The sequence below is a fragment of the Lacrimispora sp. genome (genome assembly GCF_032078915.1).
Classification (GTDB): Bacteria; Bacillota; Clostridia; order Lachnospirales; family Lachnospiraceae; genus Lacrimispora.
In genome coordinates this window covers 116,244-139,863 of sequence record NZ_DAMAUN010000004.1, presented here as the reverse complement: position 1 = coordinate 139,863, position 23,620 = coordinate 116,244, and the positions used below count along the sequence as shown (strand labels likewise).

The following is a 23,620-nucleotide window of genomic DNA, read 5'->3' as shown; positions in this document are numbered from 1 at the left end:
AGGGTGGCTCTCATAGGAACCGCCCTATTTTAAATATGGAGAGCGGCATGAGATTATATAAAAGATGGATAATTGGTGGAATAGCATTTATCATAAGTGCCGGCATAGCCCAGACTGCGTATGCAGGATCCGTTAATGCAAACGAGCAGTCTGTCATATCCGCAGTAAGTGGACAATTTGAGAAAGACGGAATTATTTATGCGGTCAAACCGGAATACATTAATTCGGTAGCAAACTATCTGGCCCAGGATGATGTGGAATTAACTGCGGAACAGGCCCAGGCAGCAATTTCAGAAATATATGCCAATGTACAGACCGGAGTGGAAAGCGGTTATTTAGTAGAGGTAGGAAGAACTCCCGTTTCAGAAACAGAACCTTCACCGGCTCCTTCCGAGGGTGCAGCAGGACAGCAGGAAACCAGCACACCTACAAAGAAACCTGAGAAGCAAAAAACAGAAGAAAGTCAAAAGGAATCAGAGACTGCAGGAATACAAGAAAACGAAGGCTCAGAAGCCGAATCGGAAGGTGATTCTGACACATTACAACAAGAGAATAAAAAAGATCCGGAAACGGAGAAGTCTTCCTCTGTAATATCCATTCTTGAACTTGTAGACAAAGCACCTCCCCAGACTTATGAATACTTAAATAAAGATACAAATGCAAGGATGCAGCAACTTAAGGTCCGATACGGAATCATGTGGGGCTGCGTAGCAGCAGCTACCTTTGCAATCACTCTGGTACTTGTTGTATCAATACATAAGAAATTATTAATCAGCCACAGTCATCGTAAGCTGCGCAGGATTTTAAAATATATTCTGACAGCTTCCATAGCGGCTCTGTCTTTCGTATTGTGCTTAGTTGGCGGAGCCTGGTTTGGAGCATTTCAGAAAAATGCCATTCTCAGTAAATTAGCGGATACAGGGTATTATACATTTGTCTATGATGAACTTAAGAAAGATACTTCCATTTCATTTTCCCTATTAAATATCCCGAATAGCGTTATGGACCAATCTCTGACCTACGAAAAGGTGGTTATAGCGGCCAGGCAGCAGGTGGAAAATGATTTGAGCAAAGGAATCTATAAGGCTGATACGTCTATTTTGATTGAACCTTTGAAAGCTGATATCGAGGAATATTTAAAAGGGCAGTCTGTGACTATGACAAAAGAGGCGAAAGCCGGACTTGCTCTTCTGATGGACCGCCTTGACGGGAAATACACGGCTTTATTGAAATGGCCGTTTGTTTCGTGGTGGTCACAGCTGAAGGCTGATTATACAAAAACAGCCGTTCTTATTTTGCCCATCTCATTACTTTTAATGGCTGCGGCACAGGGAATCCTTGTTTTTCTTCATCATTACAAATACCGGGGCTTCTGTCTGGGAGCAAAAGGGTTGATGCTCGGAAGTATCCTTGGATTTTTGGTGTTTACTGGAAGCAATATGGTTATTTCAGCTCGTTGGGGAGAAGTCAATCCTCCTTATATGAATTCATTTTTTGAAATTTACAAAAGTGGAATATGGAGGGCCGGCGCAGTTACTTGTGGGATTGGAGTGCTGTTGGCCTGGATGGTTCTTGCTGCTGTAAAGGCATGGAAGGAAGGCAGATAGCTTGGAGCAGAATTATTATTTTGATATACATTGTCATTTGATACCTGGGGTGGACGACGGGGCAAAGGATATAGAGGAAAGCCTGGCTGCTTTGAAGGAAGAGTACGATCAAAATGTCAGACGGATAATCTGTACCCCTCATGTGACGGCGAATATTACTTCCCAGAAAGCAGAAAGCATAAAAGCTGCTTTTGATGAATTGAAGAACCGATTAAAAAAGACAGACTTTGGCCATGATATGGAGCTTTATTTAGGGTGTGAGCTCATGTACTCAGAGAGTCTTGCAGAGCGGCTGGAAGCCGGTGAAATATGGACGATGTCTGGATCGAGTTATATTCTGGTTGAATTTTTGCCCACAGTTCCATATGAGGAATTATACCGTGCAGTGAGGAAGTTGTCTGCAAAGGGATATATTCCGATTCTGGCTCACATTGAGCGCTATCTTTGCCTGTATAAAAGGATGGAGCGGATTCGTGACCTGCAGGAATCAGGAGCATACTTCCAGGTAAATGCTTCCAGTTTAAAGGGAGGTATGTTAAATAAAAAGACAGCTTATATAAAAAAACTATGCAAGTCAGGTCTGGTTCATTTCCTTGCTACAGACAGTCATGGCATGGTGTACAGGCAGCCGGATATAAAGAAGGGTGCCGAATGGGTGATACACAATTGCGATTCCCGGTTAGGGCCGAAGATCTTATACCAGAATGGAATTGCCGTGTTGAATGATATCATTATTTAACTGAGGAGAAAGTTATGGGAACCAATCAGGACGATGAGATTGAGATAGATTTAATTGAGTTATTTTATGTTTTAAAACGAAAAATATGGATTGTTTTATTGACGGGTATTTTAGGAGCAGTCTCCTTCGGCTTATTTGCAGCAATGGTTTTGGAGCCGGTTTTCACTTCTTCTACCATGCTCTATATCGTCAATAAAACCACTACACTGACTTCTCTGACGGATCTGCAGCTGGGAACTCAGCTTACAAAGGATTATAAGGTGCTGGTGACCAGCAGGCCTGTTACGAACCAGGTCATTTCAGATCTGGATTTAAATATGTCTCATGAACAGCTTGTGAAGAAAATCAAGGTGGAAAACCCCACAGATACCAGGATTCTTACTATATCGGTAGAGGATTCAGACCCTTATATGGCCAAAAGCATTGCGGATGAAGTAGCAAAGGTAGCGTCTGCCAGAATGGCTCAAATCATGGATTCCGTTCCGCCGAATATCGTGGAGGAAGGATATCTGCCGACAGAAAAAACCAGGCCAAGTGTTACAAAAAGTTCTTTGTTAGGCGGTTTTGCAGGTGTATTTCTGTCTGCATTAATCATACTGGTGTTATTTATTATGAATGATACGGTAAAAACTCCCGAGGATGTAGAAAAGTACCTGGGGCTGAATACGCTGGCTGCTATTCCATTGTTTGAAGAGAATGGTTCCATGCAGAAGAAAAGACGAAAGAGGAACTCTGGGAGAGGAGGTATGATGCAATGAGAAAAGTTTCATTCCGCAGAAAGGATAAGCTTGATTTTAAAGCAAATGAAGCGTTTAAAACATTAAGAACAAATATTCTTTTTTCCGGTAAGGATATAAAAGTACTGACCCTTACCAGTTCCACTCCCAATGAAGGAAAAACCTCTATTTCATTTCAGCTTGCCAGCTCTTTTGCGGCGGCGGATAACCGGGTATTATTTGTAGATGCTGATATCAGGAAATCTGTTATTGCAGGCCGCTATAAGGTAGATGGAAACACTTATGGACTGACCCATTATATGACAGGGCAGAGATCGATGGAAGATGTAATCTGCCAGACAGATATCAAGAACATGGATATAATCCTTGCAGGACCTGTATCCCCTAACCCTACGGAGCTTCTTGGGGGACCATTGTTTGCAAAACTTCTGGAAGAGCAGCGGGATAATTATGACTACATCATTGTTGATGCCCCTCCTCTTGGAAGTGTAATCGATGCGGCCTTAATTGCAAGATATGTGGATGGTGCGATCATTGTCGTGGAAAGTGCTGTGATAAGCTATAAAATGCTGCAAAGAGTTAAGGAGCAGCTGGAAAAAAGTGAATGCCGTATTTTGGGGGTAGTATTAAATAAGGTAGATATGGAGCACGATGCTTATTACGGAAATTATTACGGGAAATATTATGGGAAGTATTACGGAAGCTATGGAGAATCATAATAGATGGAATTAGGAAAGAACGTGTGAAGGTCAGATCATAAGACTTGCACACGTTCTTTATTTATATGTAATCAACTGCAGCAGAAAGAATTGGACAGGTTTTGAGTATTTTTACACGATCTTTAAAAATCCCCTTGACCATGACCATACGTCACCCTATATAATACATATATGATAATTCAGGAAAAAGGAGGTGACATGCCGGTGAATCCATATTATACCTCAGGCCAGTTCGCCAAAAAGGCCAATGTTTCCATTCGCACCGTCCGGTATTACGATAAGCAGGGACTATTAAAACCTTCCGGAATGAGTGAGGGAGGATACCGGCTCTATACGGATTCTGATTTCGCTAAGCTTCAAAAAATTCTTTCTTTAAAGTACTTAGGCTTTTCCTTAGATGAAATCCGCTCCATTACCATCAATGACAATGATAATGATTATGTGGAAGGTTCTCTTAGGCTTCAACTCAATCTGATCAGAAAGAGGATCGAACACTTAAAGCTTGTGGAGCAGACCCTTACGGAAACGTCAAAGCTGGTGACGGATAATCAGTCTGTAGACTGGAATAAAATTCTTCACTTAATCCATATTACCAATATGGAACGGTCCCTTGTGGAGCAGTATAAAGATGCGGCCAACATAAACATTCGGATCGGGCTTCACAAAAAGTATACTAAGAATCCTACGGGGTGGTTTCAGTGGCTGTATGATCTTATGGAACCTTTGGATGGTAAAAAAGTTCTGGAGCTTGGATGCGGCAATGGGGAACTATGGTGTGCAAACAGGAACAGGCTGCCGGCGGATACGAAGATCTGCCTGTCTGACATTTCAGAAGGGATGATCCGGGATGTGGAAGAATGTTTAAAAGACGTTCCCGGCTCCTTTTCCTTTGAAGTGTTTGACTGCCGTCAGATCCCAAAGCCTGATAGCAGCTTTCATATTGTGGCAGCCAATCATGTTCTGTTTTACTTAACAAACTTAGATGGGGCATTGGATCAGGTGCAGAGAGTCCTAAAACCTGAGGGCGTTTTTTACTGCAGCACCTACGGCTCGGATCATATGAAGGAGATCAGCCAGCTGGTTAAGGAGTTTGATTCAAGAATTGCTCTATCCGAAGTGAATCTGTATGATGTCTTTGGGCTTGAGAATGGGGAGGAGATCTTGAAAGGTCATTTTCATTCTGTGGAGAAGAGGGAGTATAAGGATTACCTGGAAGTCAGCGATCCTGGCGCACTTATGGAATACATACTTTCCTGTCATGGAAACCAACAGGAGTATTTAAGTGACCGTTATGAGGAATTCCGGGAATTTTTGAAAAAGAAAATGGAAAAGAAAGGTTTTATCCATATTACAAAACGGGCCGGGGCATTTATCTGCAGAAAGTAATGAAAAATTAATGGAAAAGGACTTGACAGTAACCTTACGTCACCCTGTATGATGGTATCACAAATAGATACGGAGGAGAAAGAAATGAAGGGAATTATACTTGCCGGAGGTTCCGGCACCAGACTTTACCCGCTGACCATGGTAACTTCCAAACAGTTACTGCCTATTTATGACAAGCCTATGATCTATTATCCCCTGTCCGTTTTAATGAACGCAGGCATCCGGGATATTCTGATCATCTCCACTCCTGATGACACGCCGCGTTTTGAGGCGCTTTTAGGAGACGGAGGACAGTTTGGTATCCGCTTATCTTATGCGGTCCAGCCTTCCCCTGATGGTCTTGCACAGGCATTTATCATTGGAGAGGATTTCATTGGAGACGACAGCGTTGCCATGATCCTTGGAGATAATATTTTCGCAGGACACGGACTTAACAAACGCCTGTTAAATGCGGCTAACAAAAAGGATGGAGCTACTGTATTCGGCTATTATGTAGATGATCCGGAGCGCTTTGGAATCGTGGAATTCGATTCTGACGGAAAGGCAGTGTCCATTGAAGAAAAGCCGGCAAAGCCAAAGAGCAATTATTGTGTGACCGGACTTTATTTCTATGATAATAAGGTTGTGGAATATGCGAAGAACTTGGAGCCATCAGCCAGGGGCGAGCTGGAAATCACGGATTTAAACCGCATTTATCTGGAAGAAGGAAAGCTTGATGTGGAACTTTTAGGCCAGGGCTTTACCTGGCTTGATACGGGAACTCATGAATCTCTGGCAGATGCCACGGATTTTGTCCGCACCATGGAAACACACCAGCATAGGAAGATCGCCTGTCTGGAGGAAATCGCTTATTTAAACCATTGGATCACAAAGGATCAGCTGATGGTGAACATTGAGCCTTTGAAAAAGAACCAGTACGGACAATATCTGATGGATGTCCTTGCCGGTAAATACATTGACAAATTGCACGGTTAAGGAAGCCAGATTCCACTGGCGAAGGCTTTGAGCTTTGCTGTCACAATAAAAAGGAGGAGCATATAAATGAAAATTATCGTTACCGGAGGAGCCGGTTTTATCGGTGGAAATTTTGTACATCACATGGTGAATAAGTATCCGGATTATCAGATCATCAATCTGGACCTTTTGACTTATGCAGGAAATTTAGAGACATTGAAGCCTGTTGAGGATAAACCTAATTATAAATTTGTAAAAGGGGATATTGCAGACAGAGGTTTTATTTTTGATCTCTTTGAGAAGGAAAAACCCGATGTGGTGGTAAACTTTGCGGCAGAGAGCCATGTAGACCGTTCCATTACAGACCCTGAGGCATTTGTAAGAACGAATGTGATGGGAACCACGACCCTTCTTGATGCCTGCCGTACTTATGGAATCAAGCGTTATCATCAGGTTTCTACTGATGAAGTATACGGCGACCTGCCTCTTGACCGCCCGGACTTATTCTTCACAGAGGAAACCCCGCTTCATACCTCAAGCCCTTATTCTTCTTCAAAAGCCAGCGCAGACCTTTTTGTTCAGGCATACCAGAGGACGTTCGGACTTCCGGTGACCATTTCCAGATGCTCCAATAACTATGGCCCGTATCACTTTCCGGAAAAGCTGATTCCTCTTATTATCAGCCGTGCACTGGCAGATGAAGAGCTTCCGGTATATGGCACAGGGGAAAATGTAAGAGACTGGCTCCATGTTTCCGATCACTGCGAAGCCATTGATTTAATCATTCACAAGGGAAAAGCAGGCGAGGTCTACAATGTAGGCGGACACAACGAGCGCACCAACTTAGAAGTGGTTAAGACCATTCTGAATGCCCTTGATAAACCGGAGAGCTTAATCAAGTTCGTGACCGACCGTCCTGGTCATGACAGACGTTATGCCATTGACCCGAAGAAGCTGGAAACCGAGCTTGGCTGGAAGCCTAAATATAACTTTGATACCGGGATCCGTCAGACCATCCAGTGGTATCTGGATAATGAGGACTGGTGGAAGCATATCATCAATGGGGAATATCAGAATTATTTTGATAACATGTATGGTGAGCGTTTATAATTCCCTGAATGATTTCCTTATGAAAGGCGGATTGTGCTGCCTTCCGTCAGGAAATCTATCCATTGGGAGCCGTCAGGCGAACCAAATTTCCGTTTAGAAAAGAGGCATCTATGAAAGTATTTGTTACTGGCGTAAAGGGCCAGCTTGGATTTGATGTAGTAAATGAACTGAATAAACGGGGGCATGAGGCGGTGGGCGTGGACATCGATGAGATGGACATCACGGATAAGGACAGCGTAAACCGGGTCATTAAGGCAGCCGCTCCTGATGCGGTCATCCACTGTGCCGCTTATACGGCTGTGGATGCGGCGGAAGATAATGAGGAGCTGTGCCGTAACGTTAACGCAAAGGGAACGGAGTACATTGCCGGGGTGTGCCGTGAACTGGATATCAAGATGATGTACATCAGCACGGATTATGTGTTTAACGGCCAGGGAACCCGTCCCTGGGAGCCTGATGACGATAGAGCGCCGTTAAATGTTTACGGTCAGACCAAATATGAGGGAGAACTGGCAGTAGAAGAAAACCTCACTAAATATTTTATCGTAAGGATCGCCTGGGTGTTTGGAGCGAATGGAAAGAACTTTATTAAGACCATGCTGAACCTGGGAAAGACTCATGATAAATTAACGGTGGTAGCTGACCAGACAGGTTCTCCCACCTATACTTATGATCTGGCCCGCCTTTTGGTGGACATGATAGAAACGGAGAAATACGGGCGTTATCATGCTACCAACGAAGGAGAGTGCACATGGTATGAATTTGCCTGTGAAATCTTTAGACAGGCAGGTATGGATGTAAAAGTGGAGCCTGTCGGCTCGGATCAGTATCCGGCAAAGGCAAAGCGGCCAGGCAACAGCCGTATGAATAAGAAGAAGCTAAAAGAAAACGGTTTTCTTCCTATGCCTTCCTGGCAGGATGCCTTAAAACGGTACCTGGAGGTTGTTTTACCCGGTTAAGCATCAGCAGGAGGGGATATGGAAATCAAGATCAATGACTACTGGGAACCGGATCATTTCCGGGCCTTAAGTGAAGACAATTACAATGTCTCAAGATCCTGTGAATACGAAAAGAATGGGATGCACCATATTCATACAGCTAGTGAGTTTCTGTTTGTGGAAGAGGGATCTGCGGAATACTATGTAGTCGGTAAGAAATATCTTCTGGAAAAGGGTGACATTATGGTCATCGGAGGGCAGGAGCATCATCAGAGAAGGCTTTTGGGCCTTCCCTTCCTGCGGTATGGACTTTCGGTCCGTCCCTCCTATTATGAAAGCTTAAACCTTGGGGAAGACTTAAAAAAGGTTTTTTTAACGCCTGGCCAGCAGGCGTTCCAGGAGCATTATAAGCATGTGGATGAACAGATATTCAACCGTGTGACCGGCCTTATAAAGGAATTGTATGAGGAACAGGAGATCCATCAGCCGTTCCGTTCCATGATGGAGCGGTCGATCATCACGGAGATTACTGTATTGCTGTTTCGGGCTTTTGGATTGGAGCGGACGGAAAGCGAACTATCCGAAATGAATCTGAGAATGATTGCAATTAAGGAATATATCGACAGGCATTATCAGGAGAATCTGGACTTAAAGGTTTTAAGTGAACTTTTTTATCTCCATCCGGCTACCATCAGCAGGGAGTTCAATAAGTATTTTGGAAAGACGCTGATAAAATATATCAACATTGTCAGGGTGTGTGAGGCTGCAAAGCTGCTTGAAAACACCAATGAGAGCGTTACTGCCATTGCTGCAAAATGTGGATATGACAGTGTGAATACATTTTTGAGGCAGTTTAAAGCGGTTATGGAAACAACTCCCCTGCAGTACCGGAAAGCGATCCATGAGTTGTTCAAAAGGAATAAGGAAGAGACTCAAAGGCTGTAAGCAATTACAGCCTTTTTTTATTGGGTGAAAAGAAGAATAGGAAAATCTTTGAAAGTGTAATTAAAAAATGGTGATTATTGACTAAAATCTATACAGATTAAACAAGGGGAATAAGATATGATGAAAGCAGCTAAAAAACAGGCAAAAATAATTTATGGAGGGATCAGTTATGAAGAAAAGAGTTCTTGCATTATTTTTTTCAGCTGTTATTGCAATGACCCTGGTGACAGGCTGCAGCGGAAAGAGCCAGAATGAAACAATGGCGGCAAAGGAGACGGAACAAGCAAAGACAAGTGCCGCAGAAAAAGGAACGGAAGGGGAATCAGTTTTACTTACTATTTTTGACGGCTATGCGGGAGAAGATCCTCACGGAAAGTTCATCTATCAATATGCAGATGAGTATATGGCCCTGCATCCCAATGTGATCATTGACGTACAGGCTGTCAGCACCAATGACATCTATACAAAGCTTTCGGCTATGGCAGCTACGCCAAAGGATGTGCCCACCATTTTCTTTACATCAGCAGATGCAGTTGCCACTCTTCATGACCTTGGGCTGACAGCTGATATCAACGGGCTTGTGCCGGAGGATTTAAAAGCTAAATTTGCCAACGGTGTTGTGGACTCCTGTATGCTGGGAGATGAGATGTCATATTTTCCGGTTGCTGTTCAGCCGCTGTCCGTGATCTATCGTGCAGACAGGTTTAAGGAAGCCGGATTAGAAATTCCAAAGACATGGGAAGAGTTTACAGCTGCTGCAAAGGCCCTTACAAAGGATACGAACAATGACGGGCAGATGGACGAATGGGGATTTGACATGGTTGGCTCCAATAACTCCTCCGGTCAGAGCCGTTTCATGGCATATTTATGGTCAAACGGGATTGAATGTGTGAAAGAAGAGAACGGAAAATGGATCACTGATATTACAGAAGACCAGAAATTCATGAATGCATTTTCAAGATGGACCAACATGAATGCAGAGGGCATTGTTCCGACTGGAATTACTGAGGTGGATTATCCGACAGCCGCCAATTATTTTGCTATGGGATATACAAGTATGTTCCTTACCGGGCCAAATGCTCTTGGTGTAGCCTATGCCAACAATCCTGATTTAAAGGGAAACTTAGGATCCTTTAAGATGCCTGGTGATTATCCGGGAACCATGCTTGGAACCGAAGGCTATTCCATCAGCGCTTATGCAACTGATGCGGAAAAGGCAGCAGCCATCGATTATCTGAGATTTTTTGTAGAGCACGATGAGGACATGCAGTTCTGGCAGAGCAGCGGAAAGATTCCGGCCACAGCAGAGGGACAGAAGGCAGACTATATATCAGGAGAGGATTACGCAGGCTTTTTACAGCAAATCGCAGATGGCTGCCGTCCAACCGTTAAGTTTGCATGTGTCAGCGGCTTAAAGAGCGCCCTTGGAAATGCATACGCGTCTGTATTCTCCAATGAAAAGAAAAACGAAGAAGCAGTAAAAACTCTGGTAAGTGATGTTGATGAATTGTTAGAGGATTATAACTGATCATTATGAATGAGGGAGGAACCATCCTCCCTCAAAAAAATGGAGAAGGGAGTAAGATGAATTTCATGAACAAAAATGGAACTGCCCATATAAAAGTGAAGTCCCAGAGGCAAGGATATTACTTTACTCTGCCGATTGTCGTCATGCTGGCTGCCCTTATCATTTATCCTATGGTTTATGGGTTCTATATCAGCTTTTTCAACACGAACCTGGTGACGAAATGGAATTTTGTAGGCTTTAAATACTATGCAGCGGCATTTAAAGAAGCGGCCTTCTACCAGTCGGTTCTGCTGACGACCATGTTTATGATTTTGGTTGTAGCGGGACATTTCATTTTAGGGTTTATCCTGGCAACTTTGCTTAACCGGGAATTTAAAGGAAGAACTGTTTTCCGGGTTATATTTATGCTGCCATGGTTTTTCCCGGAAGCGGTTGTGGCGCTTTTATTTACCTGGATCATGAATCCCATGTATGGAATCTTAAACAGTGCGCTGAAAGGACTAGGGCTTATATCTACCAATATTTCCTGGCTTGGCAGCAAGGAGCTGGCCTTTCCGGCGGTGGTCTTTGTCTGCATCTGGAAGGGATTTCCCCTGGTCATGACCATGATCCTGGCAGGTTTGCAGAGCATATCCAGGGATTATTATGAGGCGGCGGAAATCGATGGTGCCAGCAAATTGGCACAATTCCGATACATTACGGTTCCATCCTTAAAGCCTATTCTGACTACGGTTTTGATCCTGGACTGCGTCTGGTGGTTCAAGCAGTATACCCTGGTTTACACCATGACAGCAGGCGGCCCGGGAACTGCTACCAATTTAATCAGCTTAAGCATCTATGGAACAGCGTTCAATGATTTGAGGTTTGGAAAGGCGTCTGCCTGGGGCATCCTGGTGTTCTTCATTTGCTATTTGATCAGTCTGGTGAGTAAGGTGGTGACAAGGGAGAATGAGTAGATCAAAAAAAGAAAAAAATAAATTGGCAGCTACCTATGCGGTATTGATCTTTATGGCCTCTTTTATCGTGGTCCCGGTTTTATGGATGATATCCACTGCATTTAAAACGGAACCGCAGACGTATTATTCTCAGCCAAAATGGATTCCGGACCCGTTTTCCCTGGATTCCTTCCGGAAATTTTTCAATACTTATAATTTTGGACGCATGACCTTAAACAGTCTTGTGGTCTGCCTTTCCGCCATGGTGATCTGCGTGGCATGTGCCTGTCTGGCAGGATACGGGGTGACCAGATTCCGGTTTAAAGGAAGAAAACAGCTGATGAGTTTTCTCCTTATTACACAGATGTTTCCGGGAGTCATGCTGGTGGTGCCTTTTTATGCGGTGCTTTCTAAGTATCATCTTGTCAATTCCTTATTTGGCCTGGTAGTCGTTTATGCGGCTACAAATATTGCGTTCAGTACCTGGATGATCGTATCTTACTTTAAGACCATTCCCCTGGAGCTTGATGAGGCGGCACGGGTGGATGGGGCTTCCAGCTTCCGGATCTTTTGGAATATCATCCTTCCGCTGATCGTTCCGGGAATTGCGGCGGTAGCCATGTTCGTTCTGTTCAACGGCTGGAATGAATATATGTTTTCTTCTGTCCTGGTATCCAAGGATGAATTAAAAACGCTCACTGTTGGGATCATTTCATTAAATTCCCAATATCAAATTAAATGGAATGACTTAATGGCGGCATCCAGCATATCCAGTCTTCCTTTGGTAATTCTTTTTGTAAGCTTCCAGAAGTATTTCATTGCTGGAATGACCGGAGGAGCTGTAAAGAGCTGATTTGCAGAGAATATGACTTACGGAGGTACTAAAAATGGATCATATAAAAATCCATGACATTAAAGTTTTTGTAACTGCTCCAAGAAATATCAACCTGGTTGTGGTAAAGGTGGAAACAACGGAGCCGGAGCTGTACGGATATGGGTGCGCCACATTTACGTGGAGGCATAAGGCGGTGGTGACAGCCATTGAAGAATATCTGCGGCCCATGCTTAAGGGAATGCCTGTGGATGACATTGAAGGGATCTGGCAGACCATGATGGGAAGCTCTTACTGGAGAAACGGTCCTGTTTTGAACAATGCCATATCCGGTGTTGATGAGGCATTATGGGACATTAAGGCAAAGCGGGCCAATATGCCGCTTTACAGCCTGCTGGGCGGAAAATGCCGGGAAGGAATCGCAGTTTACAGACATGCGGATGGCAGCTCCATCGAAGAGGTGGAAGAATGCATCCGGAGGTATATGGCGGAAGGATACCGTTACATCAGATGCCATATGGGTACCTATGGCGGTAACTTCGACGGAAAAATACAAAGAATCGTAAAGCCTGACAATGCACCCGGGGGAGCGTATTTCCATCCCAGAATGTACATGCAAAGTGTTTATAAACTGTTTGACCGGGTTCGCAGGGATATTGGCTGGGAAGTGGAGCTTATGCATGATGTCCATGAGCGCCTAAGCTTTGCTGAGACTCTGGAATTTGCCAGGGAGATGGAGCAGTACAAACTATTTTTCCTGGAGGATTCTCTTGCACCGGAGCACGTGGAGTTCTTTAAAACCCTGAGGCACCATACCATTCTTCCTCTGGCAATGGGAGAGCTGTTCACCAACCCCAATGAATGGAAGTCTATTGTACAGAACCAGTGGATCGATTATATGAGAGTTCATTTAAGTGATATCGGAGGACTGACCCCTGCCAGGAAGCTGGCACATTATTGTGAGGCATATGGAGTGCGGACAGCCTGGCATGGGCCAAATGATTTATCTCCTATTGGGATGGCAGTGCAGATGCATCTGGATTTAAACAGCCACAATTTCGGGATACAGGAATTTTCCGGCTTCAGTGAAGCGGAGCAGGAGGTGTTCCCAGGCTGTCCGGTGATCAGAGAAGGATATGCCTACGTTAACGGTAAGCCTGGAATTGGAGTCGGTTTTGATGAAAAAGCGGCTGAAAAATATCCTGCGGTGGATATGGACCATGGCTGGCTCTTTTCAAGGCTTCCTGACGGAACGCCTGTAAGGCCATAGAAAAAAATACAGAATACATATTATTATAGAAGCAGGTCCGGCTGGAACAGATTTAAAAAACCTTTAAATCCTCCTGACCGGACTTGCAATTTTTTTGCTTCCATGATATAATGACGAAATACCGTGAATACCATTGTTTTTCACAAAAAAAGATTGACGAATCCTGGTCTGTATGTTATAGTAATTGGGCGAATGGAAGAGCTTAGGTCTTTTTTTTATGCTCAAAATTGCTTGCAGCAGACAAAGGGACTTAAAACACAACAATGAAAATTTAAGTGGAGGTGGAAGTCGTGCGCACAAAAATCACACTGGCATGTACAGAATGCAAACAGCGTAATTACAACATGACCAAGGATAAGAAGACTCATCCGGACAGAATGGAAACCAAGAAGTACTGCAGATTCTGTAAGAGCCATACAATGCACAAGGAAACAAAGTAATCAGTTTGTAAAGGACGTGAAATTATGGGAGATACAGTGAACAACGAGAGTGCTCAGAAGAAGAGCTTTTTTAAGGGTTTGAAATCTGAGTTTACAAAAATCGTTTGGCCTGACAAAGAAACCGTAACGAAACAGTCGATCGCTGTCATTTCTTCAGCGATTGCTTTAGGACTGATTATCGGAATTCTTGATCTAATCATCAAGTTTGGTCTCAGTTTTATCTTATAATTCGTAAGGGTTAAGGTGAGTTTATGTCAGAAGCACAGTGGTATGTAGTTCATACCTATTCAGGTTATGAGAATAAAGTAAAGGTTGACATTGAGAAAACAATCGAAAACAGAAACTTACAGGATCAGATTCTGGAAGTATCGGTTCCGCTTGAATCCGTCATTGAACTGAAGAATGGCGTTGAGAAGAAGGCGGATAAAAAGATGTTTCCCGGCTACGTACTGATTCACATGGTCATGAATGACGACACATGGTATGTGGTGCGTAATACCCGTGGAGTGACAGGCTTTGTAGGTCCTGGATCAAAACCGGTTCCTCTGACAGAAGAAGAGATGGAGAAACTTGGGTTCAAGAACGAAGAGGTCATCATTGGCTTTGAAGTGGGAGATACCGTTGTGGTAACTTCCGGTGCATGGAAAGATACGGTTGGTGCCATCAAGTCCATCAACGAAAGTAAGAAAACCATCACCATGAGCGTTGAGATGTTCGGCCGGGAGACCCCGGTAGAATTAAACTTCAGCGAAGTAAAGAAGATGTAACAAGTAAAAGCGGCTTATACCGGTGTATGCCGGTGTATAGGCTCGTGGGAGGGAAATCCCCGACAATACCACATTTATTTAGGAGGTGCCTTATTATGGCAAAGAAAGTAACAGGATATATCAAATTGCAGATTCCAGCAGGAAAGGCTACACCAGCTCCTCCTGTAGGTCCGGCACTTGGACAGCATGGTGTAAACATTGTACAGTTTACAAAGGAATTCAACGCAAGAACAGCTGATCAGGGAGACTTGATCATCCCGGTTGTTATCACTGTTTATGCTGACAGAAGCTTCAGCTTCATAACCAAGACTCCACCGGCTGCTGTATTATTAAAGAAGGCCTGCAAGATCAAATCCGGATCTGCAGTTCCTAATAAGACAAAGGTAGCTACAATTACTAAGGCTGAATTACAGAAGATCGCTGAACTGAAGATGCCTGACTTAAATGCCGCATCTGTTGAGGCAGCTATGAGCATGGTCGCTGGTACCGCAAGAAGTATGGGTATCACAGTAGTTGAAGCATAATTTTCCTGGCATATTTTACTTAATGAAAGCAAGCGTAATTTACTTAATGAAAGCAAATGTAAGCGCGGCTTGAATTTAGAGAAATAGCCGTTCGACGAGCCATTAGGCGAATCGAACTTCCTTATAATATCGCAGTTAATGAAGTTTTAAGAACGTGGGAGGGAAAATCCCCGACAATACCACTAGGAGGTTATTTAGAATGAAAAGAGGAAAAAGATACGCAGAGGCAGCTAAAACAGTAGATCGTTCTGTTCTCTACGATGCACCAGCAGCAATCTCTTTAGTTAAGCAGAATGCAAGTGCTAAATTTGATGAAACCATTGAAGCTCATATCAGAACCGGTTGTGACGGACGTCACGCAGACCAGCAGATCCGTGGTGCAGTTGTACTTCCCCACGGTACAGGTAAGACTGTTCGTATTTTAGTTTTCGCTAAGGGTCCGAAAGCTGATGAAGCACTGGCCGCAGGCGCAGACTATGTTGGAGCTGAGGAACTGATTCCGAAGATCCAGAACGAAGGCTGGTTGGATTTTGATGTAGTTGTTGCTACACCAGATATGATGGGTGTTGTTGGCCGTCTGGGACGTGTCCTGGGACCAAAGGGCTTAATGCCAAACCCAAAAGCTGGTACTGTTACCATGGACGTAACAAAAGCAATCAACGATATCAAAGCTGGTAAGGTTGAGTACAGACTTGATAAGACAAATATTATCCACGTGCCAGTTGGAAAAGCTTCTTTTACAGAAGAACAGTTAGCGGACAACTTCCAGACGCTTGTTGATGCAATCGTCAAAGCAAGACCAAGTGCAGTTAAGGGCGCCTACTTAAAGAGTGTTACACTGGCTTCCACTATGGGACCTGGCGTAAAACTGAACGTAGCGAAGTTAATGAACTAGTTTTGTTTTGTGGTTGACATTAATTATAAATAATGTTATACTATGCAAGTATTGACTGCCGAAGACAGCAGGTGCCGCAAGGCATAAGGTGTTAACGCCTGCCGAGGAATGTACAAGAATCATTTTTTGTAAATGAATTGTAGACCTCTCCGTCCATCCGGCGGAGGGGTTTTTCTTTGCGGTTTATACGAGCGGGCCTTACGGGCAACCGGGAGGCTCAGACTAAACAGGAGGTAAACCATAATGGCAAAAGTTGAATTAAAGCAGCCAGTTGTAAGCGAGATCAAAGAATTACTTGATGGCGCTGAGGCAGCGGTAGTTGTAGATTACCGTGGTATCTCAGTTGCTCAGGATACAGCACTTCGTAAGAAATTAAGAGAGGCTGGAGTTTCCTACAAAGTATATAAGAATACAATGATCCGTTTTGCGGCTCAGGGCACAGCATTTGAGGCTCTGGAACCTGATCTGGAAGGACCTACAGCTATCGCTGTTTCCAAGACAGATGCAACAGCTCCGGCAAGAATCCTGGCTGAGTTTGCAAAAACTGCTCCGGCCTTAGAGATTAAGGGCGGCGTTGTAGAAGGCGCTTATTATGATGCAAAAGGTATGGAGAAGATCTCCAGCATTCCTTCCAGGGATATCCTTCTTGGAAAGTTGCTTGGAAGCATCCAGTCTCCTATCACAAACATTGCCCGCGTTCTCAAGCAGATTGCAGATGCTCAGGGCGGAGAAGCAGCAGAGGCATAAAATTCTTAATGAAGGTAAGCGAAGCGAACCTGGATTTAGAAAATCAGCCGTTCGATGAGCGATAAGGCGAATCGAACTTCCTTAAAAAAACATATTAAATACGGAGGTATATTATCATGGCAAAGTTAACAACAGCTGAATTTATCGAAGCGATCAAAGAATTATCTGTATTAGAATTAAATGAATTAGTAAAGGCATGTGAGGAAGAATTTGGTGTATCTGCAGCAGCAGGCGTAGTAGTTGCAGCAGCAGGTCCTGCAGCAGCAGAAGAAGAGAAGACTGAATTCGACGTAGAATTAACCGAAGTTGGTCCTAACAAGGTTAAAGTTATCAAGGTTGTTCGTGAAGCTACTGGCTTAGGCTTAAAGGAAGCAAAAGACGTAGTTGATGGAGCTCCTAAGGTATTAAAGGCTGGCGCTTCCAAGGAAGAGGCTGAGCAGATCAAGGCTTCTTTAGAGGCTGAAGGCGCTAAAGTTACTTTAAAGTAATTTTATTATAATTATTTTGGACAGGGTCTGTACTTTTTAAACAAGGACAGAACCCTGTTCTTTTCTAGGGTAAAATAGCAGAATAGTCTTGACAATTTTGTAAATTCAGGTTAGAATGTACGTGTATTATCGAATGGAGTTATGATTTCACATATTTTTGTAAGTCATTATTTTCGGATGATGATTTACAAAAATATGTGATTTTTTGTTTCAGGCGATATATCAAATATTTTTTATTTTATAGGAGGTACACGTTATGAACAACGGTACAGTAAAATGGTTTAATGGTGCTAAGGGATATGGTTTCATCGTAAATGACGCAACAGGCGAGGAAGTTTTCGTACACTTCTCCGGCATCATGTCTGATGGTTACAAGACTCTGGAAGAAGGCCAGAAAGTAACTTATGATACAACAGAAGGAAACCGTGGTCTGCAGGCAGTTAACGTTTGCATGGCTTAAGAAAAGCTTCGATTTCTATATAAGCTTTAAAGGCTGTTCTCATTTTAAGATGAGAACAGCCCTTTTTTTATCCTTTTTTCCGTTGTATCTGGCTTGGCGCATAGCCGGTACGTTTTTTGAATAAACGGCTGAAATGAAGCGGATCGGTATATCCTACAGCATCCGCGGCTTCGGTCACGTTATACCCCTGCTCACGCAAAAGCTTAGCAGCCATATTAATCCTGTAATCTATGAGAAAATCAATGGGCCGGCACTGTGTATATTTATAAAAAAGATAGGAAAGCTGTGACTTGCTTTTCCCGATATAATTTGCCAGATCCTCCATTGTCAGTGCACTTCTGCAGTTATTTTCCATATAGTCCACAAGTTCTTTTACGATGCGGTAATCTTCAGCAGAATTATCTTTTTCACCGTTGAAGAAAATGTTCTGGAAAATTTGCCGGGACAGTAACTGCTTTTGGAGGATGGAATGAATGTCCATCTTTTCATTGGTATCAGCCAGCTCCTGCAAAACCGAAGAAACAGCGGGAAGATCAATGGGCATGGAAAACAGTAAATTACTGCTTATTTGATGGTAATAAATATTGATATGAGTAAAGGGATTCTCTCCTAACACATGAAAGGCAAGCTGACACCCCGGGCAGCCATGTACCATTGTTCCCGGCTTTGCAAGAAAGCATTTATCATCAAACCTTATCTCTGCTTCTCCCTCAAGGGGAAAGATAAATGCTCCGTGTATGGTTTGGTAAGAGGTAGGCTTGTCCGATGGATACTTCACAAACTGTATGACATTATTAACGCGGAACGGAGAAAGGCGATAAGCTTGTTTCAGTATATTCAGAGCTGTTTGAGTCTCCATTTTATCCCTCCTTTCTTTCAATACGGTAATAGGGAAATCACCGCATAAGAACAGATGGTTCTTTCGCGGTGTTTCCCAAATAGATTTTATTCGTATGTGTTTATGCTGTTATGGGAACTGCTTATCTAAGTAAGTCAATGCCCCGGATAACTTCAGGGGAATATTTTCATGATGACCGTAAGGGTTCCACTGCATTTCTATATTGCCCTGGGGCAAATGATTTAAGAGCGCTTCATAAGTATCTTTTGTTGCCTGTGCAGCATTTTTTTTAATATCATGGGAATCTTTTCCTTCATCTTCTCCTGAAGAAAGAAATACGGATGCTTTTTTGTTAACCAGAGAATTTTTTTTCACAAATCCGGTCCATTCAGGATACCAGAAAGAGCCCGAAATTGAAACAACAGTATCGAAGATATCTGTCTTATACAAAGAATATATCCCAAGCAGTCCGCTAAGCGAGTGCCCCAATAATGCCGTTTTGACGGGAAGAGCATTGCCAAACAGCTCCTTATTAATGCCTGGAATCAGCTCCTTCCCTAAATAATCCAGATACTCCTCTGCCTTGCCTCCGAAATCAGCAAAACGTTCATGAAGAGCTTTGGCCGGCCAGGGCGTATACTCGGAAAGCCGGTCCAGGGGCGGTATACCGACTAAAAGAAAGCGGTATGATTTCTTTTCTTCCGGGATTTTTCCCAGCGCCTTGAAAATGATGTCTGAATCCAGCGCATAGACGACCGGACAACTGCTTGTTCCGGGAGAAAAGCCAGATGGTACCAACAGTTCTAAGTCTCTCCCTGCTATATGAATTGTTTGCATCTGTATCCCCTTAATCAGTTATAAAGGAAGTCTGAAAGTTCTTCCAACGTATCGAAGTTGCGTACACCGTAGTCCATAAAAGCGTCATAGGGTATTTCGATGATCCTGTTGTTTACAATAGCTGGTATTGATGCCAGTATTTCTTCATCTTTTATACTTTCTACAGCCTTTGCATCAGTTTGGGCATTACGGTCCGCAGTAATATAGATAATAACATCAGGATTTGCTTCTACAAGGTTTTCCAACGTAAGATTGGAGCCGCCCTTATCCATGACATTTGCACAATTTAATGTGGAAAGCATTCCATTTTGCAGCTTTGCATTTGCACCGAAAACGACAAAGGTTCCTTCCTTATAAGTTGCCATAACCAGCACTTTAAGAGTTTTGTCTCCGGCAGAGGCTGCCACTTTTTCTGAAACTGTGTTTAAACGCTCTGTCAGGTTTTTGGCATATGCGTTTGCTTTATCTTGAACATCGAAAATTTCACCAAGGGAAATTACGTCATCGATAATATTCTTCATGGAAACATCTGTGCTCATATCACTTGCTTTTTGTGCATAAACATTGATTCCAAGCTCATTCAGTTCCGGAATGGAACCAAAGGTTCCCTCTGCAAACGTGGCGCTGCGTCCAATAATAACATCCGGTTCCGCCGCCGCAATCACTTCTTTGCTGATGGTCATTTTATCGCCTAAAATATCCAGTGAATCATACAGTTCTTTCCAGTCATCTCCCGGTGCATTATCAATGGCAATGGTACCGGCAATCTTATCTGAAAGGCCTAAGTTGTAAAGCAGTTCTATGGATGAGGCGTTTGCTGTAACGACTTTGTCCGGCGCTTCGTTATAAGTCTGCCCAACAGGGACATAGTCGCTGCCTTTAGTATCTGCCGTAATCGGATATACTGTATTTACAGCGCTGCTTTGTGATGCTTCTGATGAAGGAGCAGGCGTACTTTGTGAGGCGGGAGTATCTTGAGGGGTGTCCTCCTTTGGGCTGCATCCGCTTAAAATTGCTCCTAATATCATAGTGCCTGCTGTGAAGGCCGCCATTTTCTTTCTCATTTTATTGTTTTTCATTTCTTACTCCTTTATTTATAATATTTGTCATGTTACACAAGGGGAAAATAGCTGATTGCCATTCCGGCCTGACTGTCTTCCGTTATTTTACAATCAACGCGATAAATGCGGCGCACCATTTCACGGTTAATAATATTTTTTGGCGATCCAAAGGAATCAATCTCCCCTTTATTTAAAATGTAGATGGTATCGCAATATTGTGCTGCCAAAGATAAATCATGGAGGGCAGCCAATACATTAATACCTAAATTTTTGATAATACCTAGAATCTGCAGCTGATATGTGATATCCAGGTGGTTTGTGGGCTCGTCCAAAATAAGAAGGGACGGTTGCTGAGCCAGCGCCCGTGCCAAAACAATCCGCTGCTTTTCTCCTCCGGACAAAGTGGAAAAGCTTCGTTTGGCATAGCTCTCCATACCTACCTTTGCTAAAGAATCCGCCACAAGATCACGGTCCTTTTGCTTTTCTCTTTCTAATGTACCAAGGTGCGGGGAACGCCCCAGCATAACAATTTCTTCAACCGTCAAATCAAAATTTATACTGTTGAACTGTCCGACAACTGCCATTTTCCGGGCCAATGCTTTTGGCTTGTAGCTTTGCAGGGGCTTATCATTAAACATAACAACACCATCGGATGCCTTTTGCATACGGTATATGGTTTTTAGAAGCGTCGATTTACCACTGCCGTTGGGCCCTAAGACACCAATGAATTTTCCGTTTTTAACCTCCAGTGAAACGCCTTTTAAAATCTCATTTGCTGCTAAATGAACCTTTAAATCTCTTACAGTAATATCCATGCTTAAACCTCACTAACCAAAACGGTAATGCCGTTTTATTAAAATATAGGCAAAGAACGGTGCACCAATCATAGATGTTACAATTCCAATGGCAAGCTCCCCATTGGGTATTATAACTCTTGCCAGTGCATCCGCCCAAACCAGAAATATCCCTCCCATCAAAATTGTAATAGGCAGCAGACGGCGGTGATCCGCCCCCACAACCGCTCTTGCAATGTGTGGAATCATCAGACCGACAAAGCCGATCATGCCGCAGGCAGAGACCAATACGCCGGTTAAAAGAGCAGCCGCTGACATATACAGCTTTCTGTAAAAGCTGAGATTTACGCCCAGGGTAGATGCCGCCTCATCACCAAGCAGCATGGTATTCAGGGTCCGGTACTGGCTTAGAAAAAATATGCAGCTGGCAGCCACAATGCAGCTTGGCAAAATAAGGTTATTCCAGCTTCCCCGGGTCAAGGATCCCATTGTCCAGAATTTTATGCTCAGCATCCCATTGCCATCGCCGGATACTGAAATAATAAAATTTGAAAAAGAGGTACATATGGCGTTAATAATTGTACCGGAAAGAATCAGCTTGCCGGATGTGGCTTGTCCGCCCATAGAAGCCAGGAATAAAACTGCACCAGTGGCTCCGGCTGCTCCCAAAAAAGCAAGCAGCGATACGGAAGAGATGCTGCCGGCCAGCGGAATGGCAGTACCGATAAAAACCGCAATCGTGGCTCCTAATGATGCTCCGGAAGATATTCCCAAGATATATGGCTCTGCTAAAGGGTTTTGCACGGTAGCCTGCATGACTGATCCACACAGTGCAAGACCGGCGCCTGCGGCAACGCCCAGCAAAACTCTGGGGAAACGGATCTTCCATATGATTGAGGCATTGGCGCTTCGTAAAACTTCAGCGGTTCCCGGCCGCTCTATACCAAACAAGCGGTTCATGATTATGGCATATGTATCAGGAAGGGATATGTGTACCGCACCAAGTCCAAGCGCTAAAAAAATTGATAAAATGAGAGCGGCGCACAAAAGTGCAACAACCAGCCTGAAAGGAAATAACTCCGTATTGCCTGCTGCACTGCTTTTTTTACTATTTAATACTTCCTGGCCAAATGTAATCTTGTTATTTGCAGAACTGAATTTTACCTTATTCAAAACAGGCCTCCTACTTTTGTTAGGCACAACTAACTACTGGGTTATTATACACAATTTTATCCTCTGTTACAATGGGGAATAATTCAATGACATGGACTATTATTAAAAAACTAGACTATGCCAATCCTGATCAATGCTTTAAAAGAGAACACCGGCCTTGTATGGAGAAGTGCAAAAGACCGTGTTTAAGAATTTATACTTGACAATCATATTAATAAGTATTATATTCAAAACAGTGTTATGAAACACTGTTTTGAATATAGGAGGAAAATGTATGGCAAAACAAATTGAAGGTGTATATGAGAAAGTGTATGAATGTGCAAAAAAGGAATTCTTAAATAAAGGATTCAAGGACGCCTCCCTTCGTAACATCGCGCAGGAGGCTGGAACCAGCACAGGTTCTATCTATACACGTTTTCATAACAAAGAAGGATTGTTTCATGCCATGGTTTATCCGGTAGTGGTGGAATTGAAAGCATGGTTTCTGGGGATGCAGGAGTCTTTTCATCAAATGGATGCTGATTATCAAAAGGAAAATATGTTCTATTATAGCGGAATGGAAACTGAGAAGTTAGTGGCTTACATTTACGACCGCTATGATGTATTCAAGCTATTGCTGGAATGTTCAGAGGGAACGGAATTTTCGGATTTTGTAAATCAACTGGTTGAGATTGAGATGGAATATACGGTGAAGTATATGGAGGCCACAAAGGATGATGCATTGAAAAATGAAATGATCACAACTGAGTTTCTTCATATTGTAACCAGTGCATATTTTTCCGGAATATTCGAGATGGTGCGGCATGATATGAAAAGAGAAGATGGTATGCTGTATGCAAAACAGCTCAGGGAATTCTATTACGCCGGTTTTGCAAAAATCTATAATTGGAAATAAG

At 43.3% G+C, this 23,620-nt stretch carries 27 protein-coding genes and 1 other annotated feature; of the genes, 22 read left to right on the top strand and 5 right to left on the bottom strand.

Features of this window, described 5'->3' with window-relative positions; all coding sequences use genetic code 11:
* Nucleotides 1-47 precede the first annotated feature (47 nt).
* From RT269_RS03255 to RT269_RS03155, 21 genes are all read left to right on the top strand, one after another.
* On the top strand, nt 48-1,607 hold the full coding sequence (locus tag RT269_RS03255; protein ID WP_313180555.1) for a hypothetical protein: 1,560 nt from the start codon (nt 48-50) through the stop codon (nt 1,605-1,607).
* Between the two features lies 1 nt (nt 1,608).
* Nucleotides 1,609-2,346 carry a CpsB/CapC family capsule biosynthesis tyrosine phosphatase gene (locus tag RT269_RS03250; protein ID WP_313180554.1) on the top strand — a complete coding sequence of 246 codons (738 nt, stop codon included), beginning with the start codon at nt 1,609-1,611 and terminating at the stop codon, nt 2,344-2,346.
* Between the two features lie 14 nt (nt 2,347-2,360).
* Complete coding sequence (locus RT269_RS03245; RefSeq protein WP_313180553.1) at nt 2,361-3,104, top strand: YveK family protein; 744 nt, start codon at nt 2,361-2,363, stop codon at nt 3,102-3,104.
* Nucleotides 3,101-3,802, top strand: a complete 702-nt coding sequence (locus RT269_RS03240; protein WP_313180552.1) for a polysaccharide biosynthesis tyrosine autokinase — start codon at nt 3,101-3,103, stop codon at nt 3,800-3,802. The genes RT269_RS03245 and RT269_RS03240 overlap by 4 nt, the downstream gene beginning before the upstream one ends.
* Nucleotides 3,803-4,000: 198 nt before the next feature.
* Complete coding sequence (locus tag RT269_RS03235; protein ID WP_313180551.1) at nt 4,001-5,188, top strand: MerR family transcriptional regulator; 1,188 nt, start codon at nt 4,001-4,003, stop codon at nt 5,186-5,188.
* 84 nt (nt 5,189-5,272) lie between these two features.
* A complete protein-coding gene (rfbA, locus tag RT269_RS03230; protein ID WP_313180550.1) occupies nt 5,273-6,163 on the top strand; it encodes a glucose-1-phosphate thymidylyltransferase RfbA in 891 nt (296 codons plus the stop codon).
* Nucleotides 6,164-6,229: 66 nt separating this feature from the next.
* The gene (gene rfbB, locus RT269_RS03225) at nt 6,230-7,252 is read left to right on the top strand and encodes a dTDP-glucose 4,6-dehydratase (RefSeq protein ID WP_313180549.1); all 1,023 of its coding nucleotides are present in this window, start codon (nt 6,230-6,232) and stop codon (nt 7,250-7,252) included.
* A 110-nt stretch (nt 7,253-7,362) separates the two neighbouring features.
* On the top strand, nt 7,363-8,211 hold the full coding sequence (gene rfbD, locus RT269_RS03220) for a dTDP-4-dehydrorhamnose reductase (protein ID WP_313180548.1): 849 nt from the start codon (nt 7,363-7,365) through the stop codon (nt 8,209-8,211).
* A gap of 18 nt (nt 8,212-8,229) precedes the next feature.
* Nucleotides 8,230-9,135: a helix-turn-helix transcriptional regulator gene (locus RT269_RS03215; protein WP_313180547.1), complete on the top strand. Its 906-nt coding sequence runs from the start codon at nt 8,230-8,232 to the stop codon at nt 9,133-9,135.
* A gap of 169 nt (nt 9,136-9,304) precedes the next feature.
* Nucleotides 9,305-10,663 (top strand): ABC transporter substrate-binding protein, encoded by a 1,359-nt coding sequence (locus RT269_RS03210; RefSeq protein WP_313180546.1) that lies wholly within the window; start codon nt 9,305-9,307, stop codon nt 10,661-10,663.
* Nucleotides 10,664-10,719: 56 nt separating this feature from the next.
* Nucleotides 10,720-11,619: a carbohydrate ABC transporter permease gene (locus RT269_RS03205; RefSeq protein WP_313180545.1), complete on the top strand. Its 900-nt coding sequence runs from the start codon at nt 10,720-10,722 to the stop codon at nt 11,617-11,619.
* A complete protein-coding gene (locus RT269_RS03200) occupies nt 11,612-12,451 on the top strand; it encodes a carbohydrate ABC transporter permease (RefSeq protein ID WP_313180544.1) in 840 nt (279 codons plus the stop codon). Before RT269_RS03205 ends, RT269_RS03200 begins: the two co-directional genes overlap by 8 nt.
* A 34-nt stretch (nt 12,452-12,485) precedes the next feature.
* On the top strand, nt 12,486-13,700 hold the full coding sequence (locus tag RT269_RS03195) for an enolase C-terminal domain-like protein (protein WP_313180543.1): 1,215 nt from the start codon (nt 12,486-12,488) through the stop codon (nt 13,698-13,700).
* A 290-nt stretch (nt 13,701-13,990) separates the two neighbouring features.
* Nucleotides 13,991-14,140 carry a 50S ribosomal protein L33 gene (gene rpmG / locus RT269_RS03190; RefSeq protein WP_013271142.1) on the top strand — a complete coding sequence of 50 codons (150 nt, stop codon included), beginning with the start codon at nt 13,991-13,993 and terminating at the stop codon, nt 14,138-14,140.
* 24 nt (nt 14,141-14,164) lie between these two features.
* Nucleotides 14,165-14,368, top strand: a complete 204-nt coding sequence (gene secE / locus RT269_RS03185) for a preprotein translocase subunit SecE (protein ID WP_313180542.1) — start codon at nt 14,165-14,167, stop codon at nt 14,366-14,368.
* 23 nt (nt 14,369-14,391) lie between these two features.
* Nucleotides 14,392-14,907 (top strand): transcription termination/antitermination protein NusG, encoded by a 516-nt coding sequence (nusG, locus tag RT269_RS03180; RefSeq protein WP_313180541.1) that lies wholly within the window; start codon nt 14,392-14,394, stop codon nt 14,905-14,907.
* A gap of 95 nt (nt 14,908-15,002) precedes the next feature.
* Nucleotides 15,003-15,431 (top strand): 50S ribosomal protein L11, encoded by a 429-nt coding sequence (gene rplK / locus RT269_RS03175; RefSeq protein WP_312427814.1) that lies wholly within the window; start codon nt 15,003-15,005, stop codon nt 15,429-15,431.
* Nucleotides 15,432-15,630: 199 nt separating this feature from the next.
* Nucleotides 15,631-16,326: a 50S ribosomal protein L1 gene (rplA, locus tag RT269_RS03170; RefSeq protein WP_313180540.1), complete on the top strand. Its 696-nt coding sequence runs from the start codon at nt 15,631-15,633 to the stop codon at nt 16,324-16,326.
* Between the two features lie 40 nt (nt 16,327-16,366).
* Nucleotides 16,367-16,510 (top strand) — a sequence feature (ribosomal protein L10 leader region).
* A gap of 59 nt (nt 16,511-16,569) precedes the next feature.
* Nucleotides 16,570-17,073 carry a 50S ribosomal protein L10 gene (gene rplJ / locus RT269_RS03165; protein WP_313180539.1) on the top strand — a complete coding sequence of 168 codons (504 nt, stop codon included), beginning with the start codon at nt 16,570-16,572 and terminating at the stop codon, nt 17,071-17,073.
* 116 nt (nt 17,074-17,189) lie between these two features.
* Nucleotides 17,190-17,561, top strand: coding sequence for a 50S ribosomal protein L7/L12 (gene rplL / locus RT269_RS03160; RefSeq protein WP_013271148.1), 372 nt, complete (start codon nt 17,190-17,192; stop codon nt 17,559-17,561).
* Nucleotides 17,562-17,817: 256 nt separating this feature from the next.
* The gene (locus RT269_RS03155) at nt 17,818-18,021 is read left to right on the top strand and encodes a cold-shock protein (RefSeq protein WP_025231175.1); all 204 of its coding nucleotides are present in this window, start codon (nt 17,818-17,820) and stop codon (nt 18,019-18,021) included.
* Nucleotides 18,022-18,088: 67 nt separating this feature from the next.
* Here the strand turns inward: RT269_RS03155 and RT269_RS03150 are convergent, their stop codons facing one another.
* The 5 genes from RT269_RS03150 to RT269_RS03130 form a co-directional block, all read right to left on the bottom strand.
* Nucleotides 18,089-18,880 (bottom strand): helix-turn-helix transcriptional regulator, encoded by a 792-nt coding sequence (locus RT269_RS03150; protein ID WP_313180538.1) that lies wholly within the window; start codon nt 18,878-18,880, stop codon nt 18,089-18,091.
* A gap of 108 nt (nt 18,881-18,988) precedes the next feature.
* Nucleotides 18,989-19,696 (bottom strand): alpha/beta hydrolase-fold protein, encoded by a 708-nt coding sequence (locus RT269_RS03145; RefSeq protein ID WP_313180537.1) that lies wholly within the window; start codon nt 19,694-19,696, stop codon nt 18,989-18,991.
* Between the two features lie 14 nt (nt 19,697-19,710).
* Entirely contained in the window at nt 19,711-20,775 is a 1,065-nt protein-coding gene (locus tag RT269_RS03140) for an ABC transporter substrate-binding protein (RefSeq protein ID WP_313180536.1), read from the bottom strand.
* Nucleotides 20,776-20,807: 32 nt separating this feature from the next.
* Nucleotides 20,808-21,572: an ABC transporter ATP-binding protein gene (locus RT269_RS03135; protein WP_313180535.1), complete on the bottom strand. Its 765-nt coding sequence runs from the start codon at nt 21,570-21,572 to the stop codon at nt 20,808-20,810.
* Between the two features lie 12 nt (nt 21,573-21,584).
* A complete protein-coding gene (locus RT269_RS03130; protein WP_313180534.1) occupies nt 21,585-22,724 on the bottom strand; it encodes a FecCD family ABC transporter permease in 1,140 nt (379 codons plus the stop codon).
* A gap of 274 nt (nt 22,725-22,998) precedes the next feature.
* Between RT269_RS03130 and RT269_RS03125 the strand changes: the two genes are divergently transcribed.
* Complete coding sequence (locus RT269_RS03125; RefSeq protein ID WP_313180533.1) at nt 22,999-23,619, top strand: TetR/AcrR family transcriptional regulator; 621 nt, start codon at nt 22,999-23,001, stop codon at nt 23,617-23,619.
* Nucleotide 23,620 lies beyond the last annotated feature (1 nt).